The sequence below is a fragment of the Nocardia sp. NPDC050413 genome (assembly GCF_040655475.1).
In the GTDB taxonomy this organism is placed as follows: Bacteria; Actinomycetota; Actinomycetes; order Mycobacteriales; family Mycobacteriaceae; genus Nocardia; species Nocardia coubleae.
In genome coordinates, this window is sequence record NZ_JBFAJZ010000016.1 from 19,248 (window position 1) to 39,112 (window position 19,865).

Consider the following 19,865-nt stretch of genomic DNA (forward strand, 5'->3'; position numbering starts at 1 on the left):
GCGAGCGGTCAACACCGTTTGTCCGCGAGAACGAGGTTCGTCGCGATCGTCGCCACGAATCCGAACAGCAGGCGCCGCAGAACTTTTCGCCGCACAGGTGGACTCCCCTCGTCCCGGCGACGGGTCGCCGACTGGTCGGTTACCGGGCGGCATCTCACCGATCGCGGCACGCCGCCCGTCGATCCGGCGCCGCGACGGAGGTGCGCTCACTTCCGCCGCGGCCCCGTTTCCACAGGACACTCATCACGAACCGTCGCTGTCACCTCAGCGTGTTCCATGCGCATGTGCAGCAACTCGACCCATTGTGCCCGAAGTGGCCCGAGAAAGTCGCCATTTCAGCAACCTTCCCGCGAACTGTCCCGTCAGCCTGCGATTTTCGGCCGGAAATAGTGTCCGGGGCCGGGCGAGGCCGACCCCGGACGGGCGATTCAGGCCTTGCTGAGGGCCACCTTCACACCACCGGTGATTTCCGGGGAATCCGCGTCGACCGCACCGAATGTGAGTGTGGTCGCGAGGATTTCGCCTGCGATGAGGTCGCGGTGGGTTTCGGCCCACTCGGCCCGCTCGGCGGGCACCTCTAGCACCACGCTGATGCGGTCCGACACGTCGAGACCCTGCGACTTGCGGGTTTCCTGCAGGTCACGGATAAGGTCGCGGGCCCAGCCCTCGGCTTCCAGTTCCTCGGTGACCACCGAATTCAGCACCACCAGACCGGCATTGCCGGGCAGGGCGGCCGTGGATTCGGGTTCGGCGGCGACCAGGCGCTGGGTGTATTCCTCGGGCAGCAGCGTGATCCCGGCGGCGGTGACGACACCGTCGGCCGATTCCGACCACTCCCCCGCCTTCACGGCCTTGATCACCGTCTGCACCTGCTTGCCCAGGCGCGGCCCGGCGGCGCGCGCGTTGACGGCCAGCTCGAACCGGCCGTGCGCGGCGACGTCGGTGGTCAGGTCGACCTTCTTGACGTTGACCTCGTCGGCGATCAGCGCGGTGAACGGAGCGAGTCGTTCGGCGTCGGCCGCCGCGATCGTCACCTCGGCCAGCGGCAAGCGCACCCGCAGGTTCTTGGCCTTGCGCAGGCTCAGCACCGTGGAACACACGGTGCGCACCTCGTCCATGGCCGCCACCAGCTCCGGATCGTGCGGCAGCTCGGACTCGGCGGGCCAGTCGGCCAGGTGCACCGAGCGTTCGCCGGTGAGCCCACGCCAGATCACCTCGCTGATCAGCGGCAGCAGCGGCGCGGCCAGCCGGGTGGCCACCTCGAGCACGGTGTGCAGGGTGTCCACCGCGTCGCGGTCCTCGGACCAGAAGCGCGAACGCGACCGGCGCACATACCAATTGGTGAGCGCGTCGGCGAACGAGCGCAGCTCGTCGCAGGCACCGGCGATGTCGTAGGTCTCGAGCGCCTCGGTCATCACGTCGCGGGTCACCGCGAGCTTGGCCAGGATGTAGCGGTCGAGCACGTTCGGCGAGTCCGTGCGCCACACACCGGGCTTCGAGGCGTAGAGCTGCAGGAAGGTCCACGCGTTCCACAGCGGGCGCAGCGCGTGGCTGACGCCTTCGCGGATGCCGCGCTCGGTGACGATGAGGTTGCCGCCGCGCAGGATCGGCGAGCTCATCAGGAACCAGCGCATCGCGTCGGAACCGTCGCGGTCGAAGACCTCGTTGACGTCGGGGTAGTTGCCCTTGGACTTCGACATCTTCAGGCCGTCGTCGCCGAGCACGATGCCGTGCGCGGCAACTGTTTTGAACGACGGCGAGTCGAACAGCGCGGTCGAGAGCACGTGCAGGGTGTAGAACCAGCCGCGGGTCTGCCCGTTGTACTCGACGATGAAGTCGCCGGGGAAGTGGCTGTCGAACCACTCCTTGTTCTCGAACGGGTAGTGCACCTGGGCGAACGGCATCGAACCCGACTCGAACCAGCAATCGAGCACCTCGGGGACCCGGCGCATGGTCGACTTCCCGTTCGGGTCGTCGGGGTTGGGCCGGGTGAGGTCGTCGATGCCGGGACGGTGCAGGTCGTCCAGGCGCACGCCGAAGTCGCGCTCGAGTTCGTCGAGCGAACCGTAGACGTCCACGCGCGGGTGGGCCGGGTCGTCGGACACCCACACCGGGATCGGGCTGCCCCAGTAGCGATTACGGCTGATGTTCCAGTCGCGCGCGCCCTCGAGCCACTTGCCGAACTGTCCGTCGCGGATGTGTTCGGGCACCCAGGTGATGTGCTTGTTCAGCTCGACCATCCGGTCGCGGAACTTGGTGACCGCGACGAACCAGGACGGGACCGCCATGTAGATCAGCGGCTGACCCGAACGCCAGCTGTGCGGGTAGGAGTGCTCGATCGTCTCGTGGCGCAGCAGTTTTCCGGCAGCCTTGAGGTCCTTGATGATGACCGGGTTGGCGTCGAAGACCATCAGGCCCTCGTACGGCGGCACCATCGAGGTGAACTTGCCCGCCGGGTCGAGCGGCTGCACGATCTCGATCCCGTTGGCCGAGGCCACGTCCATGTCCTCCTCACCGAAAGCCGGTGCGAGGTGGACGATTCCGGTGCCGGAGTCGGTGGTGACGTAGTCGGCGGTGAGTACCCGGTGTGCGTTCGGATGTCCGAGGAAGAAGTCGAACGGCGGCCGGTAGGACAGCCCGGCCAGGGCTGCGCCGTCGTACTCGCCGAGCACGGCCGGTTCCTCGCCGAATTCACGGTCATAGTGCGAAACCCGTTCGGCCGCAAGGAGATAGCGCTTGCCGTCGGCGGCCTGCAGATGCACGTAGCGCACGTCGGGGTGCACCGCGATCGCGAGGTTGGACGGCAGGGTCCACGGGGTGGTCGTCCAGATCAGCGCGTTGGCGCCGTCGAGCGCGGCAAGGGGGTGCTCGGCGGGGACCGACAGCACCATGTCGACGGTGACCGCCGGGTCCTGGCGCATCTTGTACGCGTCGTCGAGGCGGGTCTCCTGGTTCGACAGCGGAGTCTGCTCGTACCAGCTGTAGGGCAGCACCCGGAAGCCCTGGTAGATGAGCCCCTTGTCGTAGAGGGACTTGAACGCCCACATCACCGACTCCATGAAGTCGAGATCGAGGGTCTTGTAGTCGTTGTCGAAGTCGACCCAGCGCGCCTGGCGGGTGACGTACTCACGCCACTCGTTGGTGTATCGCAACACCGAGGACTTGCAGGCGGCGTTGAACTCGGCCAGCCCCATCGCGTCGATCTGCGACTTGTCGGTGATGCCGAGCTGCTTCTCGGCCTCGATCTCGGCGGGCAGGCCGTGGGTGTCCCAGCCGAAGCGCCGGTCGACCTTCTTGCCACGCATGGTCTGGAAGCGCGGGATCAGGTCCTTGACGTAGCCGGTGAGCAGGTGGCCGTAGTGCGGCAGGCCGTTCGCGAAGGGGGGTCCGTCGTAGAAGACGAACTCACTGTTGCCGTCGCGGTTGTCGATGCTGGCGCGGAAGGTGTCGTCGCGGGCCCAGTAGTCGAGCACCGTGGTTTCGAGTTCCGGGAACGTCGCGCCGGAACCGGCACCGAAATCGACCCGGGGGTACGCGCCACCGGTGGTTGTCTCGTCCGCCATTGCGGAATGCTCCTCGTGCCGCCGCGCCGCCGGCGCGGATCCGTGGCACGGGGACGATGCCGGCGCAGGTGCGCCGAAACCGCGGTACCACCCCGTTTGCCCGCGCCGGGAAAGCACGCGAGCCTCTCGTTGCGAGCTGTGACGGGCTCACCCGTTCGGTTCTACTGAGCGCGAGTGCGCCGTTCTTCCGAAGGCTCCCCGGTGATGGCCGGATCAACGCCGTGTATCAGTCGATTCTAACCGGGCCCGTCCAGCCCATTTCCGCGCGGTCAGTCCTTGCGGGCATGCCGCCCCGGCGGGACCGGGTCGTTCTCGGGTCTTCCACCGGCGAGCGCGCTCACCAGCAGGGTGCCCGCGCCGATGACGCAGATCAGGATGCAGCCCCACGCCCACGCCACCGAACCGGTGGCGAGTGCCGCCACGAGCAGTGCGAATCCGATCGCGGCCAGAACGAGCGTCAAGACGAGCATGCTGACTCCCAAGCAACCGAGCAGCCCGACGGACTGGGCGTTCCCGAATCACGCGACGCGCTGCGCCGCGCGACCCGGGTTCCAGTTTACTTGGCGCCCTTGGCGAAGGAGGAGGCCGGAGCCAAACTGTTGGACGATCCGTTGGTGTCGCCCGCGAACTCGCCGCCGTCGACCGGAACGGCCGAGCCACGGTTCTCCAGCTCCTCGAGCTGCGACTCCAGGTAGGACTTCAGGCGCACGCGGTACTCGCGCTCGAAGGTCTTGAGCTGCTCGATCCGGCTTTCCAGCACCGTGCGCTGCTGGGTGATGGTCGCCATGATCTCGGCGTGCTGACGCTCGGCGTCGGCGGTGAGGGCCTCGGCCTTGTCCTTGGCCTGGCGGATCTGGGTCTCGGAGCGGTTCTGCGCGTCGGCGAGCATCGCGTCGGACTTCTGCCGCGCGTCGGCGATCATCGCCTCGGAGCGGGTGCGGGCGTCGCCGACCAGACGCTCGGAGTTTGCCCGCGCGTTCGACAGCAGGCTCTCGGCCTCGGTCTTGGCATCGGTGGTGAGGCGGTCGGCCATCTCCTGCGCCAGGGTGAGGACCTTCGCGGCCTGCATGTTGGCGTCGGGGCCCGAGTTGTCGCGGACGGGCGCGGCCACCGGCATCGGCGCGGGCGGCGCCGCCGGGACCGGCGCCGGAATAGGTTCGGGTGCGGGCGGCGGTGCCTGTTGGACCGGGGCCTTCACGGCGGCGACCGGGGCCGACCCGCGATTCTTCTTGGCGTCGGCTAGCTCGGTGTCGAGCTCGGCGACCCGCTGACGCAGGTCGGCGTTCTCCTCGATCAGGCGCGAAAGCTCCTGCTCGACGAGATCCAGGAAGGCATCGACCTCGTCCTCGTTGTAGCCGCGCTTACCGATCGGCGGTTTGCTGAACGCGACGTTGTGCACATCGGCGGGAGTCAGCGGCATCGAAGGATCCCTTCACGCGGTCTTTGGAGAACTAGCAAGCGGTCTTCTCGACTCATTGTGTCACACGGAGGTCACGGGCTGCCCGAGCCTACCCACGATGGACATCAGGATGAACACGACGAAGAGCAGAACCATAATCGACAGATCGAGCCGAATACCGCCCAGATTCACGGGAGGTATCAAGCGTCTCAACAGTTTCACCGGCGGGTCGGTGACGGTGAAGATGAACTCCAACACGATCACCACCACGCCGGTCGGGCGCCAGTCACGCGCGAAACTGCGGATGAACTCCACGATCACCCGGCTGATCAACAACAGCCAGAAGATGAAAAGCACGAGGTACAGAACCGCGAACAGGGCCACGGGTTCACTCTGCCGCAAAATCGGCGACGTGCAAAATGGCCGCGCCGCGCAATGCGCGGGCGGCCATCATGACAGTTCACCGGTTGTCGCTATTTCTGGTTGTAGAAGCCGTTTTCGGCGATCCGGCGGCGCTCCTCGGCCGATACATCGACATCGGCGGGTGAGAGCAGGAACACCTTCGTCGCCACCTTGTCGAACGAGCCACGCAGCGCGAACGCCAGCCCGGCCGCGAAATCGACCAGCCGCTTGGCATCGGCGTTGCTCAGGTCGACCAGGTCCATGATGACCGGGTTTCCCTCGCGGAAACGCTCACCGATGATCCTGGCCTCGCTGTAATCGCGCGGACGCAGCGTGGTGATCTTGGACAAGGGACCTCCGTCCTCGAAGATCCCGGGCCGCCGCACGGGCGCGGGCTCGGGGCGCAAGCGCTCCTCCAACCTGCGCTCCTCGGCGTCGGGATCGACCGCGAGCGCGCCACGGGTCGAGCCGCGCATCCCCGGCGCGACCCCGCCCGCCCGGAACGCACGGCCCGACGAGGGCGCCGTCTCGATCCTGGTCGGGCGCCGCGGCGGCTCGTAGCGATCCTCGGCGTAGGCGTCGTCGACGTAGTCGTCGCGACGCGCCTGATAAGCCGGCTTGTAGGCGGGCTGGGGGAAGTCGTCGGCTTCGTCGCCGAAACGTTCGGAGCCGTAACGATCTTCGGCGTAGCGGTCGTAGCTGCGCGGGCGAGTACGGCCGGCGCGCTCCTCGGGGCCGCGCGAGGCGTGATCGTCGACGTAGTCGTCTTCGTACTCATCGAGCGGAACCATGCCGAAGTACGCCTTGAACTTGTGCAGCGTGCTCATCCTGGACGACCTTCCTTCGGCCCCGGTGGCGGCCGGGTGTTGAAGTTCTTGCTCAGCGCCTCGTCGGCCAATCGTATGTGTCGAATGTGACTGATGAGGTTTCTTTGCTACGCCGAGGTTATCGGTCGGGCGCCCATCAAGGCGGTACCGACACGCACACACGTCGAACCGTGTTCGACCGCGATCTCCAAATCACCCGACATACCTGCAGAAAGTTCGGTGGCATCGGCGTGTTGCGCGAGCAGCGAAGTGTGCAAAGTCGCAAGCTTCGCAAAGGACGCATGAATGTCGGCGTCAAGGGGTGGAATCGCCATCAGACCGGCCAGATGCAGTCCGGGCGCCTTCGCTACCAGGTCGGCGAGGGCGGGCAGATCGGCCGGTTCGACACCCCCGCGTCCGGGGTCGGCGTCCAGGCTCACCTGTAGCAGCACACGCAGGGGCGCGGTACGCTCGCCGGCTGCCTGTGCGTCGGTCACCGCCCGGTCCAGCACGTTTGCCAGCCGTTCGCTGTCGACCGAGTGCACGGTGTGTGCCCATCGGGCCACGGCGCGGGCCTTGTTGCGCTGCAAGCGGCCGATCATGTGCCATTCGACGTCGTCGTAGGCCAGCTCGGCGACCTTGGCCGAGGCCTCCTGCTCACGCGACTCGCCGAACTCGCGCCTGCCGAGGCGGTAGAGGATGTCGACATCGGCGGCCGGGAAGAATTTGGTCACCGGCAGCAGCCGCACCGAGCCCGCGGGGCGACCCGCGGCGGCCACGGCGGCGTCGAGCCGCGTGAGCAGCCCGTCCAGGCGGGTGGATAGTTCGCTCGCGCGATCGGTGCCGGTCGAGGTCTCCTGGGTCATGCGGCCTCCCCTCGCCGGGTGGTGTGCTTTCGGTTCATGCGGTCGCGTCCATCCAGATCACACCGGCGATGCGGCCGGTCGGGGCGCCGCGGCGGTGGCTGAACAGGGTTTTGTCCTCGATGGTGCAGCGCGGGTCGAGGGCGATCCCGCCGACGCCCGCCTCGGTGAGCTGCCTGCTGATGCCCGCGCGCAGGTCGAGGCCGGGGGTCTTGCGGACCGTGGTGGTTGCGCTGCCGGGCAGGTGGGCTTCCACGTCGGCGCGCATGGCGGCGGGCACTTCGTACTGGCGGCCCGACGCGGCGGGTCCGAGGAAAGCGCCGATGCGCTCCACGCGCGCGCCTACCGACACCATCGCCTCGAGTACCCGGGGCACGATGCCGATTCTGGCGCCGATGCGGCCCGCGTGCACCGCCGCGATCACGCCCGCCTCGTCGTCGGACAGCAGGATCGGCACGCAGTCGGCGGTGAGGACGACCAGGGCGAGGCCGGGCACCGTGGTGACCAATGCGTCGGTCACCGGGACCGGTTCGGCGCGCGGCCCGTCGACGATCTCGACATTGCGGCCGTGCACCTGCTCCATCCACACCAGCCGGTCGGGGGTGAGCCCGATGCCCTCGGCCAGGCGGATCCTGTTGCGGCACACGGCCTCCGGATCGTCACCGACGTGATCGCCCAGGTTGAACGAGTCGTACGGGGCGACGGAGAAGCCACCGGCGCGGGTGGTGGTCACCCGGCGAACGGTCACGGTGGGGGGTGCGGAAGTCATGGTTCGAGGGTAGTGCGGTCAACGGGCCTATCGGTGCGCGCGCGGGGTGACATCGGTCAACCCGGCCGCTGGTCCCGGTGGCCCCGGGCCCGAGCCGGAGACGCGAAAGCGCCCGAACTCATCGGGGAGTTCGGGCGCTGTTGTCCGTGCCTAGCGGCGCATGAAGATCGGCACCTCGATGTCGTCGTCATCGTCGCCGTCGTCGCGCGGTTCGGGATTGTTGACGCGGTTGAGCGCCTGCTCGGTGACCCGCTGACGCTCCGACTCCCGGTACCGCTCGGTGTCGCGGTAGTTGGGCGCCGCCGCCCGTCCGCTCGACATCCCCGCGGTGGCGGGCTCGGTGGGCCGGGCCGGGGCCTCCGTGCTGCGGCTCTGCCCGACCTCGCCCGCACGACCGGAGCCGATCGGGTTGGACGAGGACCGGCCGGTCTGCATGGTGTTCTCGACCGCGCGCCGCGAGGGCCCGCCGCCGTCGAAACCGGCGGCGATCACGGTGACGCGCACTTCGTCGCCGAGCGAATCGTCGATGACCGTACCGAAGATGATGTTGGCCTCGATGTGGGCGGCCTCCTGCACCAGCGAGGCGGCCTCGTTGATCTCGAACAGACCGAGATCGGAACCACCCGCGATCGAGAGCAGCACGCCGTGCGCACCGTCCATCGATGCCTCGAGCAGCGGCGAATTGATCGCCGTCTCGGCCGCTTTCACCGACCGGCCCTCACCGCGCGCCGAGCCGATGCCCATGAGCGCCGAACCGGCACCCGACATCACGCTCTTGACGTCGGCGAAGTCGACGTTGATCAGGCCGGGGGTGGTGATCAGGTCGGTAATACCCTGAACACCGTTGAGCAGCACTTCGTCTGCCGACCGGAAGGCATCCATCAGACTCACCGCCGCGTCGCCCAGCTGCAGCAGCCGGTCGTTCGGAATGACGATGAGGGTGTCGCACGACTCGCGAAGCAGGTTGATGCCCACTTCGGCCTGGTTCCCACGCCGTTTTCCTTCGAAGGAGAACGGCCGGGTCACGACGCCTATAGTCAGCGCGCCCAGCTTGCGGGCGATGCTGGCGACGACAGGGGCGCCACCGGTTCCGGTACCACCGCCTTCGCCCGCGGTGACGAAGACCATGTCGGCGCCCTTGAGCACCTCTTCGATCTCGTCCTTGTGGTCTTCGGCCGCTTTGCGACCGACTTCCGGATCGGCTCCGGCGCCAAGTCCTCGGGTGAGTTCGCGACCGACATCGAGCTTCACATCGGCGTCGCTCATCAGCAGGGCCTGTGCGTCGGTATTGACCGCGATGAACTCGACTCCCTTGAGTCCCTGTTCGATCATCCGGTTGACGGCGTTCACGCCGCCGCCGCCGATACCGACGACCTTGATCACGGCAAGGTAGTTGTGCGGGGGCGTCATGGGCTCTCGCCTTCCTTCGATCTTAAAACCCTCAACCTCAACCATAGGGTTGGCGTTATGTCAAGTATCCGACTGCTGCGGAACGCTATTCGCAGCCACCGCGATCCCGGCGCAGGCGCGCCGAAGTTTCGCTCACTTTACCGTGACCAGATTCGGACTCGAAACGTCGAACACGGTGCCTTCCCGGGTGAGCAGCGGCATTACGACGGCAGCTTTGCGCTCCCCGTCGCCCGTGCCGCCCCACACTACCTTTCTTCCGTCGCGCAGGTTGAGCGAGACATCCGAAACCGACCGTGCGACAACCTCACCCACCTGCACCGACAGCGCGGGCGGCAGCGTGACCAGCACGGCGACGGCGGCGCGGGCCGCGTCCGGCCCGGACACCGAGCCTTCGGTGACCAATTCGGGCACACCGATCGGCGGTGCGGGCTCGATCGCGAATTCCACACTCTCGGCGTCGATCAGGTGGGCGCCGTCGGGTGCGTCGATGTACACCACCGGAGTTCGCTCCACGACCGTCACCAGCACCGTCGACGGGAACTTCCGCTGCACCCGGACCGAGCGCACCGTGGGAATCGCGGCCACGCGGCGGGCGATCTCGGTGGTGTCGATGCGCAACATCGAACGCCCGTCCGGGATTTCGAGCCGCTCGCGCACCTGTTCCTCGGGCACGGCGGTCAGGCCGTCGATCCGCACGGTCCGTACCGACAACGCCGGGGTGAACCACGCGAGCACCGCGAGCACGGTGACGACTACCAGCCCGACCGCGGTCCAGAGCCGGTAGCCGTGCCACCCGCGCGCGGCGGGCATCGGCAATCTCACCGGCCGCCCTGCTGCGGACGGGCCCGCAAGCCGTCGAGGATCTGGTTGCCCAGCATGGTGACGTCGCCCGCGCCCATGGTGATCACGACATCACCGGGCTGCGCGAGCGCCGCGACCTGACGGCCGACCTTCGACATATCGGGCTGATAGTGCACGGGTTTGGTCACCGACTGGGCAACCAGCGCACCGTTCACGCCGGGCAGCGGTTCCTCGCGCGCGCCGTAGACGTCGAGCACGACCACCTCGTCGGCCAGGCTCAGCGCGGTGCCGAACTCGGTCGCGAAAGTGGCGGTGCGGCTGTAGAGATGCGGCTGGAAGACCACGATCACCCGGCCGCGTTCGATGCGCGCTCCGTCGCGCGCCTCCTGCGCGACGAGCTGCGCGGCGGCCTCGAGCACGGCCCGCACCTCGGTGGGATGGTGTGCGTAGTCGTCGAAGACGCGCACGCCGTTCTCGCGACCGGTGAACTGGAACCGGCGGTGCACGCCTCCGAAACCTTCCAGGCCCTGCACGATCTCGTCGATGTCGGCACCGGTCGCCCGGGCCGCGAGCAGCGCGGCGAGGGCATTGAGGGCCATGTGCCTGCCGGGCACCGACAGGCGGACCGTGCGCGGCGTCGTCTCGCCGCCGAGCTGGAATTCGACGATGCCGCCGACATCGCGCGGCTGCCAGTCGAGCAGCCGGGCACCGACGGGCACGGGCGCGCCGGTCAGGTCGCCGGAGCCGTAGCCGAGCACCTGCACACCGCGTTCGGTGAGCCGGGGCGCGACCCGTTCGGCCAGGGCGAGCGAGCCGGGATCGTCGAGGCAGACCACCAGCAGGCCACCGGGGGCGAGCCGGTCGGCGAAGTCGTCGAAGACCTGGATGTAGGCCTCGTCGGTGCCGAAGTAGTCGAGGTGGTCGGATTCGATATTGGTGACCACGGCGACGTCGGGGTCGTACTGCAGCAGCGAACCGTCGGATTCGTCGGCCTCGGCGACGAAGATGTCACCGCTGCCGTGGTGGGCGTTGGTGCCTGCCTCGTTGAGTTCGCCACCGACCGCGAACGAGGGGTCGGCGCCGCAGTGCTGCAGCGACACGATCAGCATCGAGGTGGTCGAGGTCTTGCCGTGGGTGCCCGAGACGAGCAGGGTCTTGTGCCCGCGCATCAGGGCGGCGAGCACGGTGGGACGCATCAGCACCGGGATGTCGCGCCGTTTCGCTTCGACCAGTTCAGGGTTGGTCTTCGGGATGGCGGCGTAGGTGGTGACGACGACGGTCGGGCCGCCGGGCAGCAGGTCGAGCGCGTCGGCGTCGTGCCCGATGCGCACCTGCGCGCCGCGGGCCCGCAGCGACAGCACGCCACGGCTCTCCCTGGCATCGGATCCCGACACCGCACCGCCTCGCGCCAACAGGATTCGCGCGATACCGGACATGCCCGCACCGCCGATCCCCACCATGTGCACCCGCGCGAGTTCGGCGGGCAACGCCGAACCCACCGGCTCGCCCGCGGCGTTCACCGCGGTGCCCGTGCCCGGGCGGCCCGGCTGGTCACGCTCGGCTTCCGCCTCCGGCCGCTGACCGCTCATCGGGCGAGCCCGGCGACGATGCGTGCCACGGTGTCGGCGGCGTCGCGGTGACCGGCGCCTGCGGCGGCGCGGCTCATCTCGGCGAGTCGGGCGGGGTCGAGCAGCAGCGGAATCACCTCGTCCATCACGAATTTCGGGGTCAGCTCGGCGTCGGGGACAATTCTGCCACCCCCCTTGGTCACCACGGGGCGCGCGTTGAACTCCTGCTCGCCGTTGCCGTGCGGCAGGGGCACGTAGAACGCGGGCAGCCCGACCGCCGACACCTCGGCGACGGTCATGGCGCCGGAGCGGCAGACCACCGCGTCGGCGGCGGCGTAGGCCAGATCCATCCGCGACAGGTACGGCACCGCCACGTACGGTGCGGGCGCGTCGGCGGTACTCACCTCGACGCTGTTCTTGGGGCCGTGCGCGTGCAGCACCGAGATCCCGGCGGCGGCCAATTGCGGTGCGGCGCCGGAGATCGCCTCGTTGAGGCTGCGCGCGCCCTGTGAACCGCCGAACACCAGCAGAACCGGGCCTTCGGCGGGCAGACCGAAGTGCGCACGGGCCTGCGCGCGCAGCGCGGACCGGTCGAGTTCGGTGATGGCGGCGCGCACCGGGATGCCGACGACCTCGGCCCCGGCCAGGCCGGAGTCGGGTACGGCGGCAAGTACTTTGGTGGCCAGCTTGGCGCCGACCTTGTTGGCGATGCCCGCCTTGGCGTTGGCCTCGTGCACGACGACCGGAATCCGGCGCTGCCTGCCGATGCCGCGCGCGGCGAGGTAGGCGGGCAGGGCGACGTAGCCGCCGAAGCCGATGACGACATCGGCCTGCACCCGGTCGATCACCGCGCGGGTGGCGCGCACCGAGGAGAACACCCGTCCGGGCAGGCGAAGCAGGTCGGCCGACGGCTTGCGTGGCAACGGAACCGGCGGGATCAGCTCGAGCGGGTACCCACGGTCGGGCACCAGTTTCGTCTCGAGTCCGCGCTCGGTGCCGAGTGCTGTCACCCGGATCGAATCGTCGAGTCTGCGCAAGGCGTCGGCCACCGCCAGCGCGGGTTCGATGTGGCCTGCGGTTCCCCCGCCTGCGACGATCACCGACAACCCGGATCGCGGGCTACTCACTTGGATCTACCTCGTTCTCTAGCGTGTGGCATCGGATAGGTCGGTTCCCATGCTCTGGTCGACCGTAGCGAACTGGTGCCGCGGCTTTCCGGCGCGCGTCGTCTGCGCGGGGCATCGGGTTGGCGGCGTGGGGCCTGACGTGGGCGTTCGGTTTTCGCGCGCGGCGCGGGCTTGCGCGGCGCCGGGGTGTACACCTCGGGCACCGGAAGCCGCAGCAGCCTGCTGAGCCTGCCGTCCTGGCCCGCTTTGAGCGCCGAGACCGCCTCGGGCTCGTGCCTGGCCGCGCTGGCGATGATGCCGAACATGAACAGCGTGATCGCCAGCGACGAACCACCGGCCGACACCAGCGGCAGCTGCAGACCGGTCACCGGCAGCAGGCCGACGACGTAGCCGATATTGATCAGGGCCTGCGCGGTGATCCAGGTGGTCGCGGTGGCGGTGAGCAGGCGAAGGAACGGGTCGACCGAGCGCAGCGCGATGCGGATGCCGGTGTAGACGAACATCGCCAGCAGGGCGAGCACCGCCATGCAGCCGAGGAAGCCGAGTTCCTCGCCGATGATGGCGAAGATGAAGTCGTTGTGCGAGTTGGGCAGGTAGCTCCACTTGGCGCGGCTCTGCCCGAGTCCGCGACCGAGGATGCCGCCGTCGGCCAGCGAGTACTTGGCCTGGCGTGCCTGATAATTGGCGCCCTGGGGATCGTCACCGGGATTGAAGAACGCGCGCACCCGGTCGGACCGGTACCCGGCCGACAGCGCCAGCACCGACGCCACGACCAAGCCGCTGACCATGATCCCGACGAACAACCGCACCGGCAGTCCACCGAACCACAGCAGCGCCATCAGCACGATGCCGAGCGCGATCGTGGTCGACAGGTTCGGCTCGAGCACCACGAGCAGACACACCAGCAGACCGGCGGGCACCAGCGGTACCAGGATGTCCTTGAGGTGTGCCCCGCGCCGCGAGGCGAGCAGGTGCGCACCCCACACCACCAGGGTCACCTTGACGACCTCGGACGGCTGGATCGAGATGGGCCCGATGTCGAACCAGCGCCGCGCGCCACCGTGCACCGCGCCGATACCAGGAATGAGCACGAGCACCAGCGCGATCACCGAGATGCTGAACGCCGGGAACGACCACTGCCGCAGAACCCGCAGCGGCAACCGCAACGCGATGTAGAACGCGACGGCGCCCAGCCCGGCGAACATGGCCTGCTGGATGAACAGCGAATACGCCGATCCACCACCGGCATAGGCCTCGACGCTCGAGGCCGAGAGCACCATCACCAGGCCGAGCACCGTCAGCAGGGTGGCGATGGTGACGACGAGGTGGAACGAGGCGAGCGGACGGGCCAGCCATGCGCCGAAACGCTCCCCCGCCCATCCCGGCTGCGGGGCGATCCGTTTCCGGCGCCCCCCGGTCGGGGTGGTCTGGCCCGTCGATGTCATAGGGCCCGCCCGATGTCACCGTCTTCCAGTGCCGTGACCGCGTCGACGAAGCAGCGTCCGCGGTGGGTGTAGTCGTCGTACATGTCCAGGGATGCGGCCGCGGGTGCCAGCAGCACGGTGTCTCCCGCCCGTGCCATGCCCGCCGCGGCGCGCACGGCGCGGCCCATCACCGCTTCGGCACGCTGCGATCTCGACGACTCCATGTCTGCATCGTCTCCCGCGTCCAGTGCGATGACCGGGACTTCGGGCGCGTGTCGCGCCAATGCGGCGGCGATCACCGGCGCGTCGGCCCCGAACAGGACCGCGCCGACGAGCCGGTCGGCGACCTCCTCGATGAGGTCGTCGATGGTCGCGCCCTTGAGCAGGCCACCGGCGACCCACACCACGTGCGGGTGCGCGAGGATCGATGCGCGCGCGGCGTGCGGGTTGGTCGCCTTGGAGTCGTCGATGAAATCGACGCCGCCCAGTTCCCGCACGAACGCGGTGCGGTGCGGGCCGACCTTGTGTTCGGCCAGGCCCTCTTTCACGAACTGCGGTGCCACGTCGATGGCCCTGGTCAGCGCCGAGGCGGCGAGCGCGTCGGCGATGCCCGCGGGCCCCTGCGGGCTGATGTCGGAGGTCTCGGCGAGGATCGCGGCCTTGGTGAAGGCACGGTCGAGGAGTTTGCCGTCGACCACGCCGAGTTCGCCGTCGGCGGGCACGCCCACGCGGAACCCGACCGTGCGCCGCGCCTTGGACTTGCGCGCCAGCGCACCGGCGACCGGATCGTCGAGGCCGACCACGCCGATGCGGCCGGTGAGGGCACGCGCCTTGGCGGCGGCGTAGGCGTCGAGCCCGCCGTGCCAGTCGAGGTGGTCCTCGGCGACATTGAGCACCACGCCGGCCTCGGGCCGCACCGACGGCGCCCAGTGCAGCTGGAACGACGACAACTCGACCGCGAGCACCTGCGGACCGGGATTGCGGCGCAGGGCGTCGAGGATGGGCAGGCCGATATTGCCGCAGGCCACGCTGGCGATGCCCGCGGCGCGCAGGATCGAGTGCGTCATCTGGGTGGTCGTGGTCTTGCCGTTGGTTCCGGTGACCACCAGCCACTTGCGGACCGGGCCGTAGATGCGGGCCTGATCGACCCACCAGGCGAATTCGACGTCACCCCAGACCGGGATGCCCTCGGTGACCGCCGAGACGAGCACCGGCGAATCGGGCCGCCAGCCGGGGCTGGTGATGACGAGGGCGAACCGGGTGAGGTCGGCGTGCTCGAGTTCCACCGTGGTGGCGATCTCGAGCCCGAGTTCGGCTGCCTCGGCCAGGGCCTTGGCGCCGCCGTCGGTGACGACGGGGTGCGCGCCGATATCGCGCAGCGGTTCGATCAGGGAGCGTCCGGAGACACCCCAGCCGGCGACGAGAACGTCACGGCCACGCAGGAATTCGAGCATGGGGCCCGGGGAACGCAGGGCACGGGGCGAGTGTTCTACCATTTCCGCTCTCACCCGACCTGGGACAGGTATTCGCTGTAGAACAGTCCGAGACCCACGGCGGCCGCGATGCCTGCCAGGATCCAGAACCGGATGATCACCGTAGTCTCCGCCCACTTGCTCAATTCGAAGTGGTGGTGGAACGGCGCCATCTTGAACAATCGGTTGCGGGTGGTGCGGTACACCGCCACCTGCAGCACCACCGACGCCGCCTCGGCGACGAACAGCGCGCCGATGACGACCATCAGCAGCTCGGTGCGGGTGGTGATGGACAGACCGGCCAGCATGCCGCCGAGGGCCAGCGATCCGGTGTCGCCCATGAAGATCTTGGCGGGCGCGGCGTTCCACCACAGGAAGCCGATGCACGCGGCGGCGGCCGCCGCGCAGACCAGCGCGAGGTCGAGCGGGTCGCGCACGTTGTAGCACCCGGGCCCGGGGCTGGTGGCGCAGGCGTTGCGGTACTGCCAGAAGGTGATGATGACGTAGGCGCCGAGTACCAGGCTCATCGATCCGGCGGCGAGACCGTCGAGGCCATCGGTCAGGTTGACCGCGTTGGACCAGGCCACGACCAGCAGACACACCATGATCACGAACACCAGCGCGCCCATCGACACCGTCGACCAGTCACGCACGTACGAGATGTGCTTGCTGCCGGGCGTGAGCCCGTTGTCGGCCCGGAACTGCAGCACCAGCACCGCGAAGATCACCGCGGCACTGATCTGGCCGATGTACTTACCGGCGGCCGACAACCCGAGGTTGCGCTGTTTGCGCAGCTTGATGAAGTCGTCGAGGAAGCCGACCACACCGAGTGCGGTGGTGAGCCCGAGTACCAGCAGGCCGGAGGCCGTCGGACCCTCGGCGTCGTAGCCGAGGCCGATCAGGTGCGAACCGAGGTACCCGGCCCACATACCGATCAGGATGGCGACGCCACCCATCGTCGGGGTGCCGCGTTTGGCCTGATGGCTGGCCGGGCCGTCGACCCGGATCTCCTGGCCGAAGCCCTGTTTGGCGAAGACCCGGATCAGGAACGGCGTCAACAGGATCGACACCGCGAGCGCGATCCCCGCCGCGAACAAAATCTGCCTCATCGAGCTGCCTCCGAGCTACCTTCCCCTGCCCTGGTCAGGTGTTCGGCGACGGCCCAGAGACCGACCGCTTTCGACGCCTTGACCAGTACCACATCGCCGGCGGCGATTTCGTCGTCGAGCAGCGCGATGGCCGCCGAGATATCGGGTACGAGGATCGACTCCTCGCCCCATGAGCCTTCCATCACCGCTCCCTGGTGCATTCCCCGGGAGGGTCGTCCGGTGCCGACCACGATCAATCGGTCGACGTCGAGGCGCACGGCGAGCCGTCCGATCGCGTCGTGTTCGATGACCGAGGTGTCGCCGAGTTCGCCCATCTCCCCGAGCACGGCCCAGCTGCGGCGCGGTTCGGGGCCCGACTTGGCGAGGGTGACCAGCGCCTTGAGCGCGGCCCGCACCGAGTCGGGGTTGGCGTTGTAGGAGTCGTTGATGACGGTGATGCCGTCGGGCGTGGTCCGCACGTCCATCCTGCGCACCGACGCGGCCGACGCCCCGGACAGCGCCTGGGCGACGGTGGCCAGGTCGGCGCCGCATTCCAGGGCGACGGCGGCGGCCGAGAGCGCGTTGCCCACCTGGTGTTCACCGTGCACGGCCAGCTGCACCGGCACCGATTCGCCACCCGCGTGCAGGGTGAAGCGGGCGCGGGCCTGGTCGTCGGTGGTCACGTCGGTGGCACGGATATCGGCGTCGCCGGACAGGCCGACCATCACCACACGGGCTTTCGTGCGCGAGGCCATGGCGGCGACGTTCGGGTCGTCGGCGTTGAGCACGGCCAGGCCCTCGGCCGGGAGTGCTTCGACCAGTTCGCCCTTGGCCTGCGCGATGGCCTCGCGGCTGCCGAACTCACCGAGGTGGGCGGTGCCGACATTGAGCACCACACCGATGCGCGGCGGCGCGATGCGGGCCAGGGCGGCGATGTGGCCGACGCCGCGCGCCGACATCTCGAGGGCGAGGAACTTGGTGTCGGCGCCGGCGCGCAGGGCCGTCCACGGGTGGCCGAGTTCGTTGTTGAACGAACCGGGCGGGGCGACCACGGGACCCAGCGGTGCGAGCACGGCGGCCAGCAGGTCCTTGGTCGAGGTCTTGCCCGACGACCCGGTGACGCCGACGACGGTGAGACCGGTGCGCTCGGCCAGCCGCTCGGTGCTCACGCGGGCCAGGTCGGCCAGGGCCGCGAGTACGGCGGCACCGGAGCCGTCGCCGTCGTGGCTCAGGGCCACCGAGGTGGCGGGCACGGTGCCCGCGTCCGGCGCGACGACGATGGCGGGCACGCCGACCGGGCGTGCCGCCAGCACGGCGACAGCTCCGGCCTCGACCGCGTTCGCCGCGTAGTCGTGTCCGTCGGAGTTGGCGCCGGGTAGTGCGAGGAACAGATCACCGGGACCGATTCGGCGCGAATCGAATTCGACCGACCCGGTCACCAGTGCCTGGGGGTCGGGTACGTCGTGCAGCTCGCCGCCGACGACGTCCGCGATCTCCCGCAGTGTCATCTCGATCATGAAACCGTCAAGTCCTCCGAGTCCGTGTGCGGACTGTGTTGTGCCAGTAGAGAATCCAGCTCCGCGGCGAGGACCTCACGGTCGTCGAAGGGATGCTTGACGCCCTGGATCTCCTGACCCGCCTCGTGGCCCTTGCCCGCGATGAGCACCACGTCGCCGGAACGCGCCCAGGCGAGTGCGGCGGCGATGGCCGCCGCGCGGTCACCGATCTCGCGGATCTCGCCGCGGTCGGTGGCCGGGAGTTCGTGCGCACCGGCGACCACGGCGGCGCGGATGGCCGCCGGGTCCTCGGTGCGTGGATTGTCGTCGGTGACGATCACCAGGTCGGCACCGCGTGCCGCCGCCGCGCCCATGAGCGGGCGCTTGGCCGCGTCCCGGTCGCCGCCCGCGCCGACGACCACCGCGAGCCTGCCGCGGCCCGCGTCGGCGAGGTGCGCGCGCAGGGTGGCGACCACCGATTCGATCGCGGCGGGCTTGTGCGCGTAGTCGACGACGGCGAGGAAGTCCTGTCCGCGTTCGACGCGCTGCATGCGCCCGGGCACGTCGACGGTGGCCAGCGCGGGCGCGGCGATCGCCGGATCGACCCCGGCGGCCGCGCAGGTGGCCACGGCGAGCAGGGCGTTGGCGACGTTGTAGCGGCCGGGCAGGCGCAGGCGGACGGTCAGCTCGCCGTCGGGCCCACTCGCGGTGAATTCCTGCTCGCCACCAGCTGCTTTCACCTCACCCACGACCTGCCAGGTAGCGGCCTCGGGCGCCGGGGCGGCGGCATCGTGCGTGGCAACGACCTCGGTGGTGGCGACGGTGACCGGGTCGACCAGATCCGCGGCCAGGCGGCGGCCCCACTCGTCGTCCACGCAGATCACCGAGGTGCGCGCGGCGATCGGCGAGTCCGGTTCGAACAGGCGGCGTTTCGCGGCGAAGTAGTCCTCGAAGTCCTTGTGGAAGTCGAGGTGGTCCTGGGAGAGGTTGGTGAACGCGCCGACGGCGAAGCGCACACCGTCGACCCGGCCGAGAGCCAGCGCGTGGCTCGACACCTCCATCACCACCGCCTGCACACCCTGCTCGACCATGGCCGCGAACATCGCGTGCAGTTGCGGCGCCTCGGGAGTGGTGAGCGCGCTCGGCACCCGCTGCCCGCCGATGCGGGTTTCGATGGTTCCGATCAGCCCGGTCGACAGGCCCGCCGCGACCAGACCCGCCTCCACCAGGTACGACGTGGTGGTCTTGCCGGAGGTGCCGGTGATGCCGACGATGCGCAGGCGATCGCTGGGGTGACCGTAGATCTCGGCGGACAGCTCGCCGAGCACGGCGCGTGGGTCCTCGCGCACCAGCACGGGTACCGCCACCTCGCCGATCAGTTCGGCACCGGCCGCGTCGGTGAACACCGCGACCGCGCCGCGCGCGACGGCGTCGACGGCGAAACGGGCGCCGTGCGAGGTGGCGCCGGGCAGGCCGGCGAACAGGTCACCGGGACGGACGGCGTTGGATCGTTGCTCGATGCCGGTGACGGTCACCTCGGCCGGGGCCGGGGTGAGCGTGGTGGCGCCGGTGAGCTCCAGCAGGGCCTGCAGCGGCGTCGACGGCGGGGTGTTCGGCCGGAGCGCGTGCGGGCTGGGCTGCGCGGGCACAAGGCTCCTCTCTGAGAGTGATCGAGCG

Annotated in this window: 16 protein-coding genes; all 16 read right to left on the bottom strand. The window is 69.3% G+C overall.

What is annotated here, in order from left to right:
• Positions 1-428: 428 nt before the first annotated feature.
• Positions 429-3,563, bottom strand: a complete 3,135-nt coding sequence (gene ileS, locus AB0I19_RS26695; protein ID WP_357152251.1) for an isoleucine--tRNA ligase — start codon at positions 3,561-3,563, stop codon at positions 429-431.
• Between the two features lie 269 nt (positions 3,564-3,832).
• A complete protein-coding gene (locus AB0I19_RS26700) occupies positions 3,833-4,033 on the bottom strand; it encodes a hypothetical protein (RefSeq protein ID WP_067497495.1) in 201 nt (66 codons plus the stop codon).
• 86 nt (positions 4,034-4,119) lie between these two features.
• Positions 4,120-4,983 carry a DivIVA domain-containing protein gene (locus AB0I19_RS26705; protein ID WP_181699249.1) on the bottom strand — a complete coding sequence of 288 codons (864 nt, stop codon included), beginning with the start codon at positions 4,981-4,983 and terminating at the stop codon, positions 4,120-4,122.
• 60 nt (positions 4,984-5,043) lie between these two features.
• Positions 5,044-5,346: a YggT family protein gene (locus AB0I19_RS26710; protein WP_067497489.1), complete on the bottom strand. Its 303-nt coding sequence runs from the start codon at positions 5,344-5,346 to the stop codon at positions 5,044-5,046.
• A gap of 89 nt (positions 5,347-5,435) precedes the next feature.
• Positions 5,436-6,191, bottom strand: coding sequence for a cell division protein SepF (sepF, locus tag AB0I19_RS26715; RefSeq protein ID WP_067497486.1), 756 nt, complete (start codon positions 6,189-6,191; stop codon positions 5,436-5,438).
• 107 nt (positions 6,192-6,298) lie between these two features.
• Complete coding sequence (locus tag AB0I19_RS26720; protein ID WP_357152253.1) at positions 6,299-7,036, bottom strand: YggS family pyridoxal phosphate-dependent enzyme; 738 nt, start codon at positions 7,034-7,036, stop codon at positions 6,299-6,301.
• Positions 7,037-7,070: 34 nt separating this feature from the next.
• On the bottom strand, positions 7,071-7,802 hold the full coding sequence (gene pgeF / locus AB0I19_RS26725) for a peptidoglycan editing factor PgeF (protein ID WP_357152255.1): 732 nt from the start codon (positions 7,800-7,802) through the stop codon (positions 7,071-7,073).
• A gap of 150 nt (positions 7,803-7,952) precedes the next feature.
• Complete coding sequence (ftsZ, locus tag AB0I19_RS26730) at positions 7,953-9,212, bottom strand: cell division protein FtsZ (protein WP_067497477.1); 1,260 nt, start codon at positions 9,210-9,212, stop codon at positions 7,953-7,955.
• A gap of 132 nt (positions 9,213-9,344) precedes the next feature.
• A complete protein-coding gene (locus tag AB0I19_RS26735; RefSeq protein WP_357152333.1) occupies positions 9,345-10,022 on the bottom strand; it encodes an FtsQ-type POTRA domain-containing protein in 678 nt (225 codons plus the stop codon).
• An 8-nt stretch (positions 10,023-10,030) separates the two neighbouring features.
• Positions 10,031-11,473 (bottom strand): UDP-N-acetylmuramate--L-alanine ligase, encoded by a 1,443-nt coding sequence (gene murC, locus AB0I19_RS26740; protein WP_357152336.1) that lies wholly within the window; start codon positions 11,471-11,473, stop codon positions 10,031-10,033.
• A gap of 125 nt (positions 11,474-11,598) precedes the next feature.
• Positions 11,599-12,708 carry an undecaprenyldiphospho-muramoylpentapeptide beta-N-acetylglucosaminyltransferase gene (gene murG / locus AB0I19_RS26745; protein WP_357152257.1) on the bottom strand — a complete coding sequence of 370 codons (1,110 nt, stop codon included), beginning with the start codon at positions 12,706-12,708 and terminating at the stop codon, positions 11,599-11,601.
• Positions 12,705-14,153 (bottom strand): putative lipid II flippase FtsW, encoded by a 1,449-nt coding sequence (ftsW, locus tag AB0I19_RS26750; protein ID WP_357152259.1) that lies wholly within the window; start codon positions 14,151-14,153, stop codon positions 12,705-12,707. The genes murG and ftsW overlap by 4 nt, the downstream gene beginning before the upstream one ends.
• Positions 14,150-15,586, bottom strand: coding sequence for a UDP-N-acetylmuramoyl-L-alanine--D-glutamate ligase (murD, locus tag AB0I19_RS26755; protein ID WP_067642884.1), 1,437 nt, complete (start codon positions 15,584-15,586; stop codon positions 14,150-14,152). Before murD ends, ftsW begins: the two co-directional genes overlap by 4 nt.
• A gap of 50 nt (positions 15,587-15,636) precedes the next feature.
• Complete coding sequence (gene mraY, locus AB0I19_RS26760; RefSeq protein ID WP_067497468.1) at positions 15,637-16,713, bottom strand: phospho-N-acetylmuramoyl-pentapeptide-transferase; 1,077 nt, start codon at positions 16,711-16,713, stop codon at positions 15,637-15,639.
• Positions 16,710-18,209 carry a UDP-N-acetylmuramoyl-tripeptide--D-alanyl-D-alanine ligase gene (gene murF, locus AB0I19_RS26765; protein WP_357152261.1) on the bottom strand — a complete coding sequence of 500 codons (1,500 nt, stop codon included), beginning with the start codon at positions 18,207-18,209 and terminating at the stop codon, positions 16,710-16,712. Before murF ends, mraY begins: the two co-directional genes overlap by 4 nt.
• Positions 18,206-19,837 carry a UDP-N-acetylmuramoyl-L-alanyl-D-glutamate--2,6-diaminopimelate ligase gene (locus tag AB0I19_RS26770; RefSeq protein WP_357152263.1) on the bottom strand — a complete coding sequence of 544 codons (1,632 nt, stop codon included), beginning with the start codon at positions 19,835-19,837 and terminating at the stop codon, positions 18,206-18,208. Before AB0I19_RS26770 ends, murF begins: the two co-directional genes overlap by 4 nt.
• Positions 19,838-19,865: the final 28 nt, after the last annotated feature.